This window comes from Clavibacter californiensis (assembly GCF_021952865.1).
GTDB classification, from domain to species: domain Bacteria; phylum Actinomycetota; class Actinomycetes; order Actinomycetales; family Microbacteriaceae; genus Clavibacter; species Clavibacter californiensis.
In genome coordinates this window covers 2,134,585-2,150,897 of the sequence record NZ_CP040792.1, presented here as the reverse complement: position 1 = coordinate 2,150,897, position 16,313 = coordinate 2,134,585, and the positions used below count along the sequence as shown (strand labels likewise).

Genomic DNA, 16,313 nt, shown 5'->3' with positions numbered 1-16,313 from the left:
GGCGACGTGCTGGTGCGGTGGCCGGCGGAAAGGGAGGTGGGCGCGATGCGCCGGGCGCGCCGGAGGCGCGGGGACGTGAGCGTCAGCGTCGTCCGGCGAAGCGCGAACCGACGACCGCGCAGTCCGTGCCGGAGACGATCGCGCCCGCGGGCACGTCGCCCGCCACCACGGTCATCGGCCGGGCGAGCGCCGAGCGGCCCACGTGCGCGCCGCCGAGGACCAGGCAGCGCGACGTGATCCACGCTCCCGGCTCGATGACGATGGGGCGCGTGATCAGGGCCATGTCGCGCCGGTGCGCGTGGCTGCCCGTGGTGAGCATCGTCTCCTGGGAGAGGACGACGTCGTGGCCGACGGTGATGAGGTCCTGGTTGTGGAACCAGACGCCCTCGCCGATCCACGAGCGGTCGCCGATGCGCAGCTTCCACGGGAACCTCACCCGCGTGCGCGGCCGGAAGACCACGCCGTCGCCGATCTCGGCGCCGAACGCCCGGAGCGCGCGGACGCGGAGCGACGAGCTGATCTGCCACGGGTTCGTGACGAGGAGCAGCTCGACCACGGCCCACAGGTAGACGGTCCGCTTCGGGCGGTCCCAGGCCTGGTGCTCGCCGGGAGCCAGGGAGAGGTCGATCACTTGGACGTCGGTCGTGGGATCCTGCGCCGCCGTCACGCGCGGACCCCGGCGCCCAGGGTGGCCAGCGACTGCGCGAACCGCACGTACCTGGCGTGGGCGCTGACCGGCGAGTACCGGTTCTGGTACATCCGCTGCGCGGCGGTGGTGAGGTCCGCGGCGCCCTCGGTGTCGCAGCGCAGGTCCTGCGCCGCCTGGAGCAGCCGCTCCGGGTCGCCCGGCGGGATGATGGCCGCCGCCCCGTGCTCGCGCACGACGCTCTCGGTGATGCCGCCGTCCTCGACCGCGGCGATGATCGGGCGCCGGCTGCTGGTGTACGACGTGAGCTTCGACGGCATGCTCATCTCGCGCACGCCCGGCTTCTCGTTGAGAAGGAGCGCGTCGGCCGCGGCCAGCGCGTACGGGTAGTCGTCGCCGTCGAGCGGCGGGACGAAGCGGAGCGAGCGGATCCCGGCACCCTGCGCCTCGAGGGCGGCCCGCTGGTTGCCGTCGCCCACGAGCACGAAGTCGATGCCGAGGTCCCGTTCGTCCGAGAGGCGCGCGGCCTCGACGACCGACTCCAGCCCCTGCTTCATGCCCATGTTGCCGGTGTGGACCACGGTGAACGCGTCGCGGGTCCAGCCGAGCCGGGTGCGGGCGGCCGCGGTGGAGACGTCCACCGGCGTGATGTGCGTGAAGTTCGGGAGCCCGGATATGGATCCGTCGGGCAGGCCCTGCTGGATCAGCAGGTCGCCGAAGCGCGGCGTGATGACGCCGATGCGGTCGGCCCGGCGGAGGAGCGCGTACTCCCCCGACGCGATGAGGCGCGATGCGCGACCCCCTGTGGTGCCGGACTCGCCCGCGGCGTTGCCCGTGAGGTCCTGCACCAGCACGCCGAAGGGGCGGCGTCCGCGCCCGAGCGCTCCGGCGGCGAGGCCGGCGAGCGACGGCGTGACCGCGATGACGACCTCGCTCGTGTCCCTCCGCACCTCGCGGAGCGCTCCGCGCAGGAAGCTCGCCTCGAGCTTCGCCCGGCCCGCGAGGTCCGGCGTCTCCGGGATGGTGTGGCGGACGCGGGTGATGCGGACGCCGTCGCGCATCTCCTCCCATCGCCCGCCCTCGGCGTACCGCTCGTCCTGCAGCTTCCACTGCGGGTAGTGCGGTATCCCGGTGACCACGTGCACCGACGCCCCCGCGTCGGTGAGCGCCTCGGCCATCGCGGTCGTGTACGGCGCGATGCCCGTGGTCTCCGGCCAGTAGTTGATGCCGACCAGGCAGACCGTGAGGCCCCCCAGGTCCGCCGTCTGCGTGCGCGCAGCGTCGGTCGTGCTCAAATCCCCCATGGCCCCATTCTGGTGCCTGGAGGTTTCGATGTCGTTAACCGGCCGCCCGGCGTCGTACCCCGATTGCCGTCGAGCGGCGCGGTCACGTTAGATTCGACCGGACGGACGGCCGCGCCGGGCGACTGCCCCGCCGCCGTCGCGTCGCATCGCATGAGAATCTGGGGGGATCCATGGCCAAGAAGGCTTTCATCACCGGCATCACCGGGCAGGACGGCTCGTACCTGGCAGAGCTGCTGCTCGCCAAGGGCTACGAGGTCCACGGCCTCATCCGCCGCTCGTCGACGTTCAACACGTCCCGCATCGACCACCTGTACCAGGACCCGCACGAGGAGGGCGCGAAGCTCTTCCTCCACTACGGCGACCTGAGCGACGGCTCGCGCCTCACGACGCTGATGATGCAGATCCAGCCCGACGAGGTCTACAACCTCGCGGCCCAGTCGCACGTGCGCGTCTCCTTCGACGAGCCGGAGCACACCGCCGACACGACGGGCACCGGCACCATCCGGCTGCTCGAGGCCGTGCGTCTGTCGGGCATCGAGACCCGCTTCTACCAGGCCTCCTCGAGCGAGCTGTACGGGGCGACTCCCCCGCCGCAGAGCGAGACCACGCCGTTCTACCCGCGCTCGCCGTACGGGGCCGCGAAGCTCTACAGCTTCTGGATCACGAAGAACTACCGCGAGGCCTACGACATGTTCGCCGTCAACGGGATCCTGTTCAACCACGAGTCGCCCCGCCGCGGCGAGACCTTCGTGACCCGCAAGATCACGCGCGCGGTCGCCGCCATCAAGGCAGGCACGCAGGACCACGTCTACCTCGGCAACCTCGACAGCATCCGCGACTGGGGATACGCCGCCGAGTACGTCGAGGGCATGTGGCGGATGCTGCAGGCCGACGAGCCCGACGACTTCGTGCTCGCGACCGGCGGCAACTTCACCGTGCGCGACTTCCTCGAGACCGCGTTCTCGCACGCCGGCCTCGACTGGTCCGACCACGTGCGCTTCGACCCGCGGTACCTCCGCCCCACCGAGGTCGACGCCCTGGTGGGCGACGCCACGAAGGCCGAGGAGAAGCTGGGCTGGAAGGCCACGGTCGACACCACGATGCTCGCCCGGATCATGGTGGACGCCGACATCGCCGCGCTCGAGGCCGAGGGGCGCCCGTGGATCGACACGGTGCGGCTCGCGAGCTGGGGTACCGCCGAGCCGACCGCGGTCGAGGCGTGAGCACGTCCGCCGCCGACGAGCGCGACGCCGTCGCGTTCACCCCAGCGCCGCTCGACCGCTCGGCCCGCGTCTACGTGGCCGGCCACCGCGGGCTCGTCGGGTCGGCGATCGTCCGCCGGCTCGAGGCCGAGGGCTTCACCGACGTGATCGGCCGCACCTCCGCCGAGCTCGACCTCAAGGACCGCGACGCGGTCTTCGCGTTCTTCGCCGCCGAGAAGCCGGTCCACGTCGTGCTCGCCGCCGCGAAGGTCGGCGGGATCCTCGCGAACAGCACCTACCCGGTCGACTTCCTCAGCGACAACCTCCGGATCCAGGTCAACGTGCTCGACGCCGCGCTCGCGCACGGCGTCGACCGCCTCCTGTTCCTCGGCTCCTCGTGCATCTACCCGAAGCTCGCGCCGCAGCCGATCACCGAGGACAGCCTCCTCACCGGCCACCTCGAGCCGACCAACGACGCGTACGCGATCGCGAAGATCGCGGGGATCATGCAGATCCAGGCCGTGCGCCGCCAGTACGGGCTGCCGTGGATCTCGGCGATGCCGACGAACCTGTACGGGCCGGGCGACAACTTCTCGCCGCAGGGGTCGCACGTGCTACCCGCGCTCATCCGCCGCTACGACGAGGCGCGCGCGTCCGGCGCGGAGTCGGTGACGAACTGGGGCACCGGCACGCCGCGCCGCGAGTTCCTGCACGTCGACGACATGGCCGCCGCGTGCCTCCACCTGCTGGAGCACTACGACGGGCCCGAGCAGGTCAACGTGGGCACGGGCAGCGACGTCACGATCCGCGAGATGGCGGAGACCATCGCGCGCGTCGTCGGCTACGAGGGCCGCACGGAGTGGGACACCTCGAAGCCGGACGGCACGCCGCAGAAGCTGCTCGACGTGTCCAAGCTCGCCGACGCCGGGTGGACCTCGTCCATCGGGCTCGACGAGGGCCTGCGGTCGACGGTCGAGTGGTACCGGGAGCACATCACGACGCTGCGGGAGTAGATGCGCCCGGACGGACCGACGGCCGTCGCGCATCCGCGCGGCGGCCGTCGTCGTCATGCGCGCGGGCGATGGCGGATGCGCCCGGCCCGTGCCCGTGGATCAGGCCGGGACGCCCGCCAGCGCCTCGTCGAGCATCTGGCGGAACGCCGGCGTGACGACGGCCGCGTACTGCGGCGTGGTGTGGACGCTGTCGCGCTTCGTGGGCGTGCTGCCGACGAAGGACGGGCAGCGCTCCTCCCAGCAGAACAGCGACGAGGTGTCGACGTAGGCGATGCCCATCGCGGCGGCCGCGTCCTCCTGCGCGCGGTCCCCCACCTTCCAGGCGCCGGGGATGGAGGCCTGGCAGTCGGCGGGCGTGGAGACCTTCGTGGCGCAGGTCTCGAGCGGCTGGCCGGTGGGAGGCGACGAGACGAGGACGACCTTGCCGACGCTGTCCCGGACCTGGCCCACCGTGCTCTGGACGCCCGTGGACCACTCGGCCACCGCGTCGTCGCCCGTGGCCTTCGATGCGAGCTTGAGGATCTGCCCGTAGCTGTTGCTGACGAACAGGATCTCCGGCTTCTCCTCCTGGATCGCGGCGATCGCCTGCTCCCGGAAGTCCAGGCAGCCGCCCTTGGTGGACGCGTCGGGGAAGTCCCACTCGACGTCCATGACGGCGCAGCCGGCGAAGGTGAGGCCGCGGATGTGGTGCGTCGCCTCGAACATCGCCCGCACCGTGGGCAGCAGCGTGATGCCGGTCGAGTCGCCGAGCACCATGATCGTGGGCTTCCTGCTGTCGCCGAAGGAGCAGGAGCGCGGGTTCGCCACGTCGGTGCGGCCGCAGCCCTGGCCGTCCTCGACGGGGACGGCGGACTTCTCCAGGCCGTCGATCGCCGGGTCGAGCGCGGGCCAGCTGGTGGCTCCGAGGGCGTCCCGGATCTGGACCTGCAGCGCGCCGAGGTCGCCGGCCGCGAGCACGGCGGGGTCAGCGGCGTCGGCCTCGCCGGACGCGGCCGGGCCCGGGGCGATGCGCGACGCCTCCTGGATCTCCTGCTGCCGGACGACGGCGAGGCTGATGAACGTGACCGTGAGGAGCGCGGCCGTCCCGAGGGCGGCGACCTTCGTGCCCGTGGACGCGCCGAAGCCCTTTTGGCGCCTCGACCGCTTCTTCCTGCGCCGCGCCGCGGCGCCGGGCTCGAGCCAGTGCGAGCGGCGGATGGGGTCCTCGAGGCCGTGGTACGAGAGCACCGAGAGGCCGAGGGTGAGCACGAGCACGATGACCGGGTAGCCGAGGCCCGCGGTGTCGGAGACGGCCGCGAGGATCACGATGACCGGGAAGTGCCACAGGTACAGCGAGTACGAGATGTCGCCGAGGTAGCGCGAGACCGGGTTCGTGAGTGGCCAGAGGAAGCGCTGGGCGCCGCCGGTGCCGCCGGCGATGACGAGCGCGGCGCCGACGACGGGGATCGCGGATCCGGGCGCGGGGATGGGCGACTCGCTGCTCAGCGCGAACAGCCCGTAGGCGATGACGGCGAGGCCCGCGTACGCCAAGACGGGACGCGCGGCGTCCGGGATGCGGCGCAGCAGCGGCGTGCCGACCGCGAGCAGCGCGCCGACGCCGAGCTCCCAGGCGCGGGACAGCGTGGAGAAGTACGCGACCGCGGCATTGCCCGCGGTGTCGGCCATGGCCCAGGCGAACGAGCCGACCGTGATGACGACGAGGATCGCCGTGAGGATCCCGCGGTAGCGGCCGGGCCCGCGGAACCGCAGCGAGAGCGCGAGGCCGAGCGTGAGGAGGATCGGCCAGACGACGTAGAACTGCTCCTCCACGCCGAGCGACCAGTAGTGCTGCACGGGCGAGACGGCGCTGTCGGCGGCCCAATAGTCGGTGTCGGTCGCGGCGAAGCGCCAGTTGGCGACGAAGAAGAACGCGGCGACGCTGTCCCACGCGATCGCCGAGGCGCGGCCGGAGAGGAACACCATCCAGCTCGCGAGGACGGTGACGAGCAGCACCGCGGTCGAGGCCGGGAGGATGCGCTTCACGCGCTTGCGGTAGAACTCGGCGAACGAGATCCGGCCTCGCTTGTCGTGCTGGCGCAGCAGGAGCGACGTGATGATGAAGCCGGAGATCACGAAGAAGACGTCGACGCCGAGGAATCCGCCGGACGGCCAGGCGAGCAGGTGGTCGAGGATGACCGCGATCACGGCGAGGGCGCGCAGGCCCTGGATGTCGCCGCGGAACGATCTGGTGCTGGATCCCTCCGGCGCGACCGTCGTGGGTCGGCTCGTGCGGTTGGGGCGCGTGCTCGTCATCGTGTCCTCGCGGGTGGGCGGCGGCCCGACGCGCGCGCTGGCGCCTCGTCGGCGGGTGGCCGGTGGCGGTCGTCGGGCGCCCCGGGGCCCCCGCGACCGGGGTGATTTCGATACCCATGGTAATAGAGCGGACATCGCCGTGGCGGTCTGAGCGGCGCCGTGCTAGGGCGGCGCGGACCCCAATCCGAGGGTCGCGGGCGAGCGGACGGGCCGCGGAGGGCCGATGAGACTCTCGCACGGGACCGTGCTCGCGGAGCCGGGCGGTGCGCGCGGAGTCGGGCCGTGCTCGAGGAGCCGGGCGGTGCGCGCGGAGCCGGGCGGTGCGCGCGGAGCCGGGCCGGGCGGGAGTAGGGCGGATGGGACTTGAACCCATGACCGACGGATTATGAGTCCGCTGCTCTGACCAGCTGAGCTACCGCCCCGAGACGGTGGGCTTAGACGGCGCTGTGGCCGTCCGTGCGTCCGCGTGCCTCGTCCGTGACCGGCGCGGCCACGGACTCGCCACGATACAGGCTCTCGAACGTCGAGATCGTGCGCTCGATGTCGTGCGTGGCGACCACCGCGAGGCTCTCGCGCTTCATGCGCTGGAGCTCCTCCTCGGGGAGCTCGAGCACCCGCCGCAGCTTCGTCGCGAGGTCGTCGACGTCGCCGGGACGGAAGAGGTAGCCGTTCTCGCCGTCGTGCACGAGGTGCGGGAGGGCCATGGCGTCGGCCGCCACGACGGGCAGGGCGGAGGCCATCGCCTCCATCGTGACGATGGACTGCAGCTCGGCGATGCTCGGCATCGCGAGCACGGTGGCGCGCGTGTAGGCACGGCGCAGCTCCTCGTCGGAGACGTAGCCGGTGAAGGTCGTGCGGTCGGCGATGCCGAGGTCGGCGGCGAGCTTCTCGAGGTTCGCCTTCTGGTCGCCGCCGCCCACGATCTCGAGCTCGGCGTCGAGCGCCTGGGGCAGGATCGCGAACGCGCGCAGCAGCACGTCGATCTGCTTCTCCCCCGTCACCCGGCCCACGAAGACGATGCGGTTGCGGGTGCGCGGCGAGAAGTCGGGCGTGTAGTTCGCCGCGTCGATGCCGCAGGAGATGGCGATGACGCCGGAGAGACCCGTGTAGCGCTCGAGGAACTGGGCGGCACGGCGCGTCGGCGTCGTGACGGCCTCGGCGCGCCCGAAGGTGCGGCGCGCGGCCTTCCAGGCCATCGTGATGGCCTTGTCCTGCCACGCGACCGGCAGCAGCGTGTGCTGGAGCATGTTCTCCGGCATGAAGTGGTTGGTGCCGATGATGCGGATGCCGCGCTTCTCGGCCTCGATGCTGAGGCCGCGGCCCGTGACGATGTGCGACTGGAAGTGCACGACGTCGGGCTGCACGGCGTCGAGGATCCGGGCGCTGTTCTGGTTCACGGTCCACGGCAGCGCGAACCGCAGCCAGTCGTGCGGGTACCAGCGCCAGCTGCGCAGGCGGTGCGCGGTCATCTCCTGGCCGTCGTGCACCTCGGTCCACGTGCCGTGCTTGCGGCTCGCCGCCGGGGCGACGATGTGCACCTCGTGGCCGCGACGCACGAGGCCCCCCGCGAGGCGCTCGGCGAAGCGCGCCGCCCCGTTCACGTCCGGCGGGAACGTGTCCGCGCCGATGAGGATGCGCAGCGGTCGACCGGGGGTCGCCGGCTCGCGCGGGGTCTGCCCTGAGGTGTTCGGCAAGAAGTGTCTCTCCAGTGGTGTCGGCGTCCGGCGCGCGTCACGTGGATCGGGGCGATGCGGGCCGGGTGTCGCAGAGCAACGTATCGCACGGGCCCCGGGAGGGCCCGACGGCGCACCGGGGTCGAGGCCGCCTCCTCCGGTCGCCGGGCGTCCCCGTCGGCGGCCCGGGATGCGGCGGGGTCAGGACGCGTGCGGGTGGTGCTTCGCGAGCTGGAACACGCCGATGACCGCCACTGCGGCCGCGACGAGGAAGGCCACGGCGGCGTAGAGCGGGGCGTCCGCGGCCTCGCCGAGGACGGTCACGCCGATGCAGACGGCCACGAGCGGGTCGACCACCGTGAGCCCCGCGATCACGAGGTCGGGCGGCCCCGACGAGTACGCGGTCTGCACGAAGTAGGCGCCGAGCAGGGTCGCCGCGACGAGGGCGACGATGCACACGGCGGTGAGCACGTCGAAGTCGCCCGTCGTGAGGCGGTTGATGACGACCTTGGCGAGCGTCGCGACGAAGCCGTAGAGCACCCCGGCGCTGATGATGTAGAAGATGGCGCGCACGTGCCGGCGGAAGTAGAGGAAGAGGCCGCCGAGCAGCGCGAGCACGAGGCCGAGGATCACCAGGATCGTGATGAGCTCGGGCGTGCGGATGGGCGTCTCCTTCGCGAAGACGGCCGCGAAGACCACGAACAGGCCCACGCCGCCGATGCAGAGACCGACCGCCCGCTTGGCCTTGAGGTCGAGGCGCTTCCCCGTGGCCCGGGAGTTGAGGACGGCCGTGACCACGAGCGCCACCGCCCCGAGCGGCTGCACCACGATGAGCGGCGCGAGGCGCAGGCTCGCGAGCTGGAACACGATGGCGAGGCCGAGCATCACGGTGCCGGCGACCCACGACGGACGGCCGAGCAGCGCGCCGAGCTGCCGGACGCTGAGACCCGCGGTGCTCTTCTTCCCGCGCGCCTCCATCTTCGCGACGCCCTGCGACTGCAGCTGCGCGCCCAGGGACAGGAACACGGCGCCGACGAGCGCGATCGGGATCCCGAGCGCCTGGTACGGGGTCAACGAGGCGGCCTGGAGAACGGGGCTGGCGTCGAAGGGCACGCCCCGACCCTACCCGGCGGCCCGCCTATCATCGGCAGCATGGCCGTCCTCCCCATCCGGATCACCGGAGACCCCGTCCTGCACGCCCCGGCCCGCGAGGTGGAGGCGTTCGACGACGACCTGCGCACCCTGGTGGCCGACATGTTCGACACCATGGACGAGGCGCCGGGCGTCGGCCTCGCGGCACCCCAGGTGGGCGTGCCGCTGCGCGTGTTCGTCTACTCCTACGAGACCGACGAGGGCGAGCCGCTGCGGGGCGTCGCCGTGAACCCCGACCTCTTCATCACGCCCGTCGCCGTGCGCGAGGCCGACGAGGACACCGAGGAGGAGGGCTGCCTGTCGTTCCCGGGCGAGCGCTTCCCGCTGGTGCGCGCCGACCGGGCGATCCTCCGCGCGGTCGACCTCGACGGCCGCCCGTTCGAGATCCAGGCGGCCGGGTGGTTCGCGCGGATCCTGCAGCACGAGTTCGACCACCTCGACGGTCTGATCTACACCGACCGGCTCGAGCACGAGTTCGTGAAGCCCGTGGCGAAGATCATCCGGAAGAGCGGCTGGGGCGTGCCCGGGCAGTCGTGGCTGCCGGGGCGCGACCACCTCGAGGACTGAGGACGCGCCAGGGCGTCGCGCCCGGTGAGCGGAGGCACCCGATTTCTTTGCTACGCTTTCCAGGTTGCTCCACGTGATCCTCGATAGCTCAATTGGCAGAGCAGCCGGCTGTTAACCGGCAGGTTGTTGGTTCGAGTCCAACTCGGGGAGCGAAGGCCTCGCGGCTCCACCCGCGGGGCCTTTTTCCTTGCCCGGCCATCCTCCCCCTGCGGCCGGTAGCGTCGGACCATGGGCATGTTCCAGGTGGTGGTCGCGCGTCCGAATGACGCGGATCGGCTCTGGCCGCTGCTGGACGAGGACCTGCGCTCGCGCGACGCCCCGGGCGACGACCCGGTGGCCGACGCGATCCTGCCCCGGGCGGCCGACGGGCCGGCCGACACGCTGCCCGTCCTCGAGGCCCGGCGCGAGCGCATCGTGCGCCTCGTCGGGGATCCCCACCACCCCGTGCTCATCGCCTACTCGGGGATCCGCGCGGTCGGCTTCGCCCTCATGGACCGCAACGGGGTCGACGGCCGGGCGTTCACGGCTGAGGGCTGGCGCGGGCTCGGCGTCGAGGAGGAGATCCGGGCGGCCGCTCCCCTGCTGCTGCGCTGAGGCGCCCGACCGGCTACCCGACGGGCAGCAGGTAGGTCGGGCTCGGCACGGCGATCACGGCGGGCGACGCCGTGGGGAGCCCGTTCGCCCGGTCGAGCCGGAAGGAGGCGACCGTGCTCGATCCCTGGTTCGCGACGTGCAGCCGATCGTCGACGAGGACGTGGTGGCGCGGCGTCTCGCCGCCGCAGTCGAAGGCGGCGACGGGGGCGAGCGCGCCGTCCTCGGCGATGCCGACCACCGCGATCCGCTCGGAGCCGCGGAGGCCGACGTAGGCGAGGCGCTCGTCGGCGGACACCCGCACCTCGGCGGCCGAGTCGCGCACGTCGGGCTCGGCCGCGCACGAGGTGGAGGCGGCGACGCGCCAGGAGCCGTCCGTGCCATCGAGCGCGTGCAGGGTGCCGTCGAGCTCGCCCACGAGGAGCACGCGGCCCGACGTCAGGAGGGCCATGTGCCGCGGCCCGGTGCCGGGCGGCAGGTCGAGCGCGCCGGTGCGGACGAGCCGGCCCTCGCGGAGGGCGTGCACCTGGACGGTGTCGGTCCCGAGATCGGCGCTGAGGACGATCCCGCCGCCGACGTGGAGCGTGGCGTGCGCGTGCGGGCCGTCCTGCTGCGGGCGGGGCCCGGATCCCTCGGAGGTGAGCAGCTGGACGGCGTCGCCGAGGGTGCCGTCGGGCGCGATGGGGTGGACGGCGATCGTGCCGTCCCCGTAGTGCGAGGTGAGGAGCAGGTCGTCCACCACGTGCAGGTGGCAGGGTCCGGAACCGCCGCTCGGCTGGCCGCCCGCCCACTGCAGCGAGCCGCCCGGTCCGCGGCGGAACGCCTCCACGCGGTCGGCCGCCTCGCCCACCGCGTAGACCATGTCGCCGTGCGCGAGGAGGAAGGAGGGCGACGGCGTCTCCACCGCTGTGCCCGTGACCGCGAGGTCGCCCGTGATGGGGTCGACCGTGAGGCGCATGATGCCGATGCCCGATCCGCCGGCATCGGCGGTGTAGCCGCCCGCCCACATCGAGACCTCGGGCACGGCGGCTTCCTCGGGCGTCATCACGATGACGAGCCTACGGGGCGCGCCCGACGCGGCGCGGGCGGGCGGGCGACGCGCGCGACGGCGTCAGTAGCCCGAGGACGGCTCGACGATGCCGACGAAGTCGCCCGTCCGGAGGAACGCCTCCGTGTTGAGCCGGATCCGCTCGGCCAGCAGCGGCCGCACCATGTCCGGGGTGTCGGCGGTGTGCGGCGTGACGATGCAGCGCGGCTCGGAGAACAGCGGGTGGCCGTCCGGCAACGGCTCGGGCGACGTGACGTCGAGGCCCGCGCCGTGGATCGCGCCCGAGCGGAGCGCGTCGAGCAGCGCGTCGGGGTCCACGAGCGCGCCGCGGGCGATGTTGACGAGGACAGCCGTGTCCTTCATCGCCGCGAGCTGCGCGACGCCGATGAGCCCTGCGGTGTCGTCGGTGCTGGCCGCCGCCAGCATCACGACGTCGGCGCCCAGCAGCACCTCGTCGAGCCGGTCGGCCGTGACGGTGCGATCCGCGCCCTCCACGGGGTCGCCGCTGCGGCGCACGACCGTGACGGTGCAGTCAAAGGGGGCGAGCAGCCGGATGTACTCCAGCGCGATGCCGCCCGCGCCGACCACGACGACCTCTGACCGGTAGAGCGAGAGGCCGGCGGAGGATCCCCAGGAGGTCGCCCGTGCGCGCTCCGGCAGCTGGCGCAGGGTCGCGAGGGTGAGCGCGAGCGCGTGCTCGGCGACCGGCTCGGAGTAGGCGCCCTTCGCGCTCGTCCAGACGAGGTCGGGCCGGTCGCACTCCCGGAGCGTGTCGGCGAAGGCGTCGACGCCCGCGAACGGCAGCTGCACCCACTGCACCTGCGGGTTGGCGGCGAGCGTGTCGGTGAGCTCCGCGGCGCGGCGGATGGAGAGCCAGACGATGCCGCGCGTGTCCTCCGACAGCTCGGCCACCTCGCCGCCGCCGGCGCGGACGGCCTCGAGGTACGCGTCCTCCGTGCGCGGCAGCATGGCGATCGGGCCGGGCGTCGGCCGCGCGTCGCCCGTCAGGCGGTGCGGCGTGGCGCCGTCGACCGCGCGGTGGACGCGGCGAGCGGCGGATGCGGATGCGGTGGTGTCGGTCATGCGAGGGGCCTCCGGGGGTGCGGGACGCGGGCGGGCGGTTCGGGGGAACGCAGGACGACATCGGGACCGGGGCCGCCCTCGTCGGGCGCGGGCTCGGCGGCCGTGCGCGACTCCGCGAGCCCCTGCACGTACGGGTGCGTGGGATCCGCGAGCACGTCGTCGATGGCGCCGAAGCCGACCAGCGTCCCGCGGTCCAGCACGGCGAGGCGGTCGGTGAGGCGCTCGACCACGGCGAGGTCGTGGCTGACCACGAGGGCGGAGAAGCCGCCGCGGGACTGGAGGTCGCGCAGCAGGTCGAGCACGGCGACGCGGCTCATCACGTCGACGCCCGACGTGGGCTCGTCGGCGATGAGGAGGCGCGGGCCGAGGACCAGCGCGCGCGCGAGGGCTACGCGCTGGCGCTGGCCGCTGGAGAGCTCGTGAGGGTAGCGGTCCTGCGTGCCCGGCGGCAGCTCGAGCGCCGTGAGCAGGGTGACGACGCGGCGCGCGGCGACCTCGCTGTCGAAGCGGCGGTCGCGGGAGAAGATCGGCTCCGCGATCGCCTCGCTCGCCGTGAGCTGGGGGTGCAGCGTGGTGCCGGCGTCCTGCGGCACGTAGCCGATGCCGTACGTGGTGCGCGTGCGCGCGCGGCGGCCCATGCGGCGGAGGCCCTCGCCGAGCACCGAGGCGTCGCCGCCCGTGATCCTCGGCACGGCCGCCCCCTCGTCGCCCGACGGGACGAGGCCCGCCAGCACGCGCGCGAGCGACGACTTCCCGGAGCCGCTCGCGCCGACCACGCCGAGCACCTCGCCCGGCATGATCCGGAGCGTGATGCCGTCGACGGCCGGCGGCGTCTCGGCTCCGCGGCGGGCGGGGTACGCCAGCCGCAGGTCGCGGACGTCGAGCACGGGCTCGGCGGGCCCGCCGTCCGCGTCGGCGTCTCGGGGGGTGTGCGTCATGCGCTGCTCCGTCCTCGGCGTGGTCGTGCGGCAGGCCGGCGTGACCGGCCGCACGACGGATGCGGGTTCCGACCCATCATGCCCCGGGTCGGCCGGGCGCCGCTCCGAGCCGCCTAGCCGGCGGTGCGCTCCGCGGCCCGGAGCGCGTGCAGCCGCGCGCGGCGCTCGGCCTGCTCGGCCGGGTCGGGCACGGGCAGCGACGCCAGGAGGCGCTGCGTGTACGGGTGCTGCGGGTTGCCGAGGACATCGGCGCCTGTCCCCTCCTCCACCAGCTCGCCGCGGTACAGCACGGCGATGCGGTCGGCGAGCAGGTCGACCACGGCCAGGTCGTGGCTGATGAACAGCGCCGCGAAGCCGAGCTCGCGCTGCAGCTCGGCGAAGAGCTCCAGCACGCGCGCCTGCACCGAGACGTCGAGCGCGCTCGTCGGCTCGTCGGCGACGAGCAGCGACGGCTCGAGCGCGAGCCCGCGGGCGAGGCTCGCGCGCTGGCGCTGCCCGCCGGAGAGCTCGTGCGGGTACCGGTCGCCGAAGGCCTTGGGCAGCTGCACGGCCTCGAGCAGCTCGTCGACCCGGCCACGGGCGGCCTGCGGCGACTTCGCGCGTCCGTGCACGATGAGCGGCTCGGCCACGCACTCGGCGATCGTGAGGCGCGGGTTGAAGCTCGTCGCAGGATCCTGGAACACGAACCCGATGTCGGCGCGCTTCGTGCGGAAGTCGCGCTCGCGCACGCCGAGCATCTCGGTGCCGAGGACCTTCAGCGATCCGCCGGTCACGTTGGTGAGCCCCGCGATGGCACGGCCGATGGTGGTCTTGCCCGAGCCCGACTCCCCCACGAGCCCGAGGACCTCGCCGGCCTCGATGCGCAGGTCGACGCCCTTGACGGCGCGGAACGCGGGCGACCCGAGGCGACCCGGGTACTCGATCTCCAGCCCCTCCGCGACGACGACGGGCGCCGACTCCGTGGTGGACTCCGCGCGTGCCCGGGTGCGCACGGCCGCGCGCTCCACGGTCGCGGCGACGCCCTCGCCGAGCTTCGGCACCGAGGCGAGGAGATTGCGCGTGTACTCCTCCTTCGGCGACGCGAAGAGCGTGGCCACGTCGGCCTGCTCCACGAGCCGCGAGCGGTACATGACCGCCACGCGGTCGGCGAGATCGGCCACCACGCCCATGTTGTGCGTGATGAGGATCACGGCCGCGCCGAACTCGTCGCGGCAGCGCCGCAGCAGGTCGAGGATCTCGGCCTGCACGGTCACGTCGAGGGCCGTCGTCGGCTCGTCGGCGACGATGAGCCCGGGATCCAGCACGAGCGCCATGGCGATGACGACGCGCTGCTTCTGCCCGCCCGAGAACTGGTGCGGGTAGTGGTCGACCCGGGTCTCGGGGTCGGGGATGCCCACGCGGCGGAGGATGTCGATCGCCTTCGCGCGACCCTCCTTCTTCGACACGCGGCCGTGGGCGCGGAGGCCCTCGACGATCTGCCAGCCCACCGTGTGCACGGGGTTCAGCGCCGTGGACGGCTCCTGGAACACCATCGCGACGTCGCGGCCGCGCGCCCGGCGCAGCTCGTCCGCGGAGATGGAGAGCACGTCGACCGCGCCCGCCCCCTTCCGGTCGCTGAGGAGCACGGCGCCGTCGGTGACTGCTGTGTCGGGCAGGAGGCCGAGGATCGTGCGGGCGGTGACGGACTTGCCCGACCCCGACTCCCCCACGATGGCGAGGATCTCGCCGGGCGACACCGTGAGGGACACCCCGTCGACCGCGCGGACGTCGCCGCCGTCGGTCGCGAAGGTCACCCCGAGGTCGCGGATCGAGACGACGTCGCTCATGCGGACACCTTCTTCTTCTCGGCGCGCTTGCGGGCGCGCAGCTTGGGGTCGGAGATGTCGTTCACGCTCTCGCCCACGAGCGTGAGCCCGAGGACGAGGAGCACGATGGCGACTCCGGGGAAGACGCCCGTCCACCAGATGCCGCTCGCGGTGTCCGCGAGCGCGCGGTTGAGGTCGTAGCCCCACTCGGCTGCCGACGTCGGCGAGATGCCGAAGCCGAGGAAGCCGAGGCCCGCGAGCGTGAGGATGGCCTCGGACGCGTTGAGCGTGAGGATCAGCGGCAGCGTGCGGGTGGAGTTCCGCAGCACGTGCACGAACATGATCCGCGGCGTCGACGTGCCGATGACCTTGGCGCTCTCGACGAACGCCTCCGCCTTCAGCCGCACGACCTCGGCGCGGATGACCCGGAAGTACTGCGGGATGTAGACGACCGTGATGCTCACGGCCGCCGCCAGGATGCCGCCCCAGAGGCTCGACTGCCCGCCGGTCAGCACGATGCTCACGACGATGGCCAGCAGGAGCGTCGGGAACGGGTAGATGGCGTCGGCGATGACCACGAGGATCCGGTCGAGCCATCCACCGAGGTAGCCGGAGACGACGCCGAGCAGCACGCCGGCGAACAGCGACAGGACCACGGCGATCACGACGACCGAGAGCGCGGTCTGCGTGCCCCAGACGACGCGGGAGAACACGTCGTAGCCGCCGACCGTGGTGCCCCAGATGTGCGCCGCGTCCGGTGCTGCCTGGCGCGTGAAGGAGCCCGCGTCGTCCCGGTCCTGGTCGAAGCCGAAGGGCGCGATGAGCGGCGCGAACGCCGCGAGCAGGATGAAGATCCCGGTGATGACCATGCCGGCGACGAGCATGCCGCGCTGGAGGCCGACGCTCTGCCGCACGTGCGAGACGAGCGGGAGGCGCTGGAGCAGGGAGCGGCGCGCCGGGGCGGGCGCGGGCGCTGCGGTGGAGGTGGTGTCGGTCATG

The 16,313-nt window shown here is 73.0% G+C and carries 14 protein-coding genes and 2 tRNA genes; 5 read left to right on the top strand and 11 right to left on the bottom strand.

Annotated features, from left to right (window positions below; genetic code table 11):
* Positions 1-82: 82 nt before the first annotated feature.
* Positions 83-667, bottom strand: a complete 585-nt coding sequence (locus FGD68_RS10425; RefSeq protein ID WP_119372437.1) for an LbetaH domain-containing protein — start codon at positions 665-667, stop codon at positions 83-85.
* On the bottom strand, positions 664-1,950 hold the full coding sequence (locus tag FGD68_RS10420) for a glycosyltransferase family 4 protein (protein WP_119372438.1): 1,287 nt from the start codon (positions 1,948-1,950) through the stop codon (positions 664-666). Before FGD68_RS10420 ends, FGD68_RS10425 begins: the two co-directional genes overlap by 4 nt.
* Before the next feature lie 170 nt (positions 1,951-2,120).
* Between FGD68_RS10420 and gmd the strand changes: the two genes are divergently transcribed.
* Both gmd and FGD68_RS10410 read left to right on the top strand, forming a co-directional pair.
* Positions 2,121-3,173, top strand: coding sequence for a GDP-mannose 4,6-dehydratase (gene gmd, locus FGD68_RS10415; RefSeq protein WP_119372439.1), 1,053 nt, complete (start codon positions 2,121-2,123; stop codon positions 3,171-3,173).
* On the top strand, positions 3,170-4,165 hold the full coding sequence (locus FGD68_RS10410) for a GDP-L-fucose synthase family protein (protein WP_119372440.1): 996 nt from the start codon (positions 3,170-3,172) through the stop codon (positions 4,163-4,165). The genes gmd and FGD68_RS10410 overlap by 4 nt, the downstream gene beginning before the upstream one ends.
* Before the next feature lie 99 nt (positions 4,166-4,264).
* On the opposite strand, the gene FGD68_RS10405 is transcribed toward FGD68_RS10410, so the two are convergent.
* The 4 genes from FGD68_RS10405 to FGD68_RS10390 all read right to left on the bottom strand — a co-directional run bounded on the left by FGD68_RS10405 (position 4,265) and on the right by FGD68_RS10390 (position 9,243).
* Positions 4,265-6,457, bottom strand: a complete 2,193-nt coding sequence (locus FGD68_RS10405) for an acyltransferase family protein (RefSeq protein WP_119372441.1) — start codon at positions 6,455-6,457, stop codon at positions 4,265-4,267.
* Positions 6,458-6,805: 348 nt separating this feature from the next.
* Positions 6,806-6,879 (bottom strand) — tRNA-Ile (locus FGD68_RS10400).
* A gap of 12 nt (positions 6,880-6,891) precedes the next feature.
* A complete protein-coding gene (locus tag FGD68_RS10395) occupies positions 6,892-8,151 on the bottom strand; it encodes a glycosyltransferase (protein WP_119372442.1) in 1,260 nt (419 codons plus the stop codon).
* 180 nt (positions 8,152-8,331) lie between these two features.
* Positions 8,332-9,243 carry a DMT family transporter gene (locus FGD68_RS10390; RefSeq protein WP_119372443.1) on the bottom strand — a complete coding sequence of 304 codons (912 nt, stop codon included), beginning with the start codon at positions 9,241-9,243 and terminating at the stop codon, positions 8,332-8,334.
* Between the two features lie 39 nt (positions 9,244-9,282).
* Here FGD68_RS10390 and def point away from each other — a divergent pair, with 39 nt between their 5' ends.
* The 3 genes from def (at position 9,283) to FGD68_RS10375 (ending at position 10,443) form a co-directional block, all read left to right on the top strand.
* Complete coding sequence (gene def, locus FGD68_RS10385) at positions 9,283-9,849, top strand: peptide deformylase (RefSeq protein WP_104234648.1); 567 nt, start codon at positions 9,283-9,285, stop codon at positions 9,847-9,849.
* Positions 9,850-9,926: 77 nt separating this feature from the next.
* Positions 9,927-9,999: transfer RNA gene (locus FGD68_RS10380), tRNA-Asn, on the top strand.
* 78 nt (positions 10,000-10,077) lie between these two features.
* On the top strand, positions 10,078-10,443 hold the full coding sequence (locus FGD68_RS10375; RefSeq protein ID WP_119372444.1) for a hypothetical protein: 366 nt from the start codon (positions 10,078-10,080) through the stop codon (positions 10,441-10,443).
* Positions 10,444-10,456: 13 nt separating this feature from the next.
* Here the strand turns inward: FGD68_RS10375 and FGD68_RS10370 are convergent, their stop codons facing one another.
* The 5 genes from FGD68_RS10370 to FGD68_RS10350 all read right to left on the bottom strand — a co-directional run bounded on the left by FGD68_RS10370 (position 10,457) and on the right by FGD68_RS10350 (position 16,312).
* Entirely contained in the window at positions 10,457-11,485 is a 1,029-nt protein-coding gene (locus FGD68_RS10370) for a lactonase family protein (protein WP_119372445.1), read from the bottom strand.
* A gap of 66 nt (positions 11,486-11,551) precedes the next feature.
* Positions 11,552-12,457: a D-isomer specific 2-hydroxyacid dehydrogenase family protein gene (locus FGD68_RS10365; protein ID WP_119372447.1), complete on the bottom strand. Its 906-nt coding sequence runs from the start codon at positions 12,455-12,457 to the stop codon at positions 11,552-11,554.
* Positions 12,458-12,567: 110 nt separating this feature from the next.
* Entirely contained in the window at positions 12,568-13,509 is a 942-nt protein-coding gene (locus FGD68_RS10360; RefSeq protein ID WP_119372446.1) for an ABC transporter ATP-binding protein, read from the bottom strand.
* A 113-nt stretch (positions 13,510-13,622) separates the two neighbouring features.
* Complete coding sequence (locus FGD68_RS10355) at positions 13,623-15,335, bottom strand: dipeptide ABC transporter ATP-binding protein (RefSeq protein ID WP_104234644.1); 1,713 nt, start codon at positions 15,333-15,335, stop codon at positions 13,623-13,625.
* A complete protein-coding gene (locus FGD68_RS10350; RefSeq protein WP_119373196.1) occupies positions 15,332-16,312 on the bottom strand; it encodes an ABC transporter permease in 981 nt (326 codons plus the stop codon). Before FGD68_RS10350 ends, FGD68_RS10355 begins: the two co-directional genes overlap by 4 nt.
* Position 16,313: the final 1 nt, after the last annotated feature.

Bases quoted from the DNA above. Each gene is read 5' to 3' on its own strand.
- FGD68_RS10420 (WP_119372438.1), bottom strand. From the start codon at position 1,950: ATGGGGGATTTGAGCACGACCGACGCTGCGCGCACGCAGACGGCGGAC.
- gmd (WP_119372439.1), top strand. From the start codon at position 2,121: ATGGCCAAGAAGGCTTTCATCACCGGCATCACCGGGCAGGACGGCTCG.
- FGD68_RS10405 (WP_119372441.1), bottom strand. From the start codon at position 6,457: ATGACGAGCACGCGCCCCAACCGCACGAGCCGACCCACGACGGTCGCG.
- def (WP_104234648.1), top strand. From the start codon at position 9,283: ATGGCCGTCCTCCCCATCCGGATCACCGGAGACCCCGTCCTGCACGCC.
- FGD68_RS10375 (WP_119372444.1), top strand. From the start codon at position 10,078: ATGGGCATGTTCCAGGTGGTGGTCGCGCGTCCGAATGACGCGGATCGG.
- FGD68_RS10370 (WP_119372445.1), bottom strand. From the start codon at position 11,485: ATGACGCCCGAGGAAGCCGCCGTGCCCGAGGTCTCGATGTGGGCGGGC.
- FGD68_RS10365 (WP_119372447.1), bottom strand. From the start codon at position 12,457: ATGCTGCCGCGCACGGAGGACGCGTACCTCGAGGCCGTCCGCGCCGGC.
- FGD68_RS10360 (WP_119372446.1), bottom strand. From the start codon at position 13,509: ATGACGCACACCCCCCGAGACGCCGACGCGGACGGCGGGCCCGCCGAG.
- FGD68_RS10355 (WP_104234644.1), bottom strand. From the start codon at position 15,335: ATGAGCGACGTCGTCTCGATCCGCGACCTCGGGGTGACCTTCGCGACC.
- FGD68_RS10350 (WP_119373196.1), bottom strand. From the start codon at position 16,312: ATGACCGACACCACCTCCACCGCAGCGCCCGCGCCCGCCCCGGCGCGC.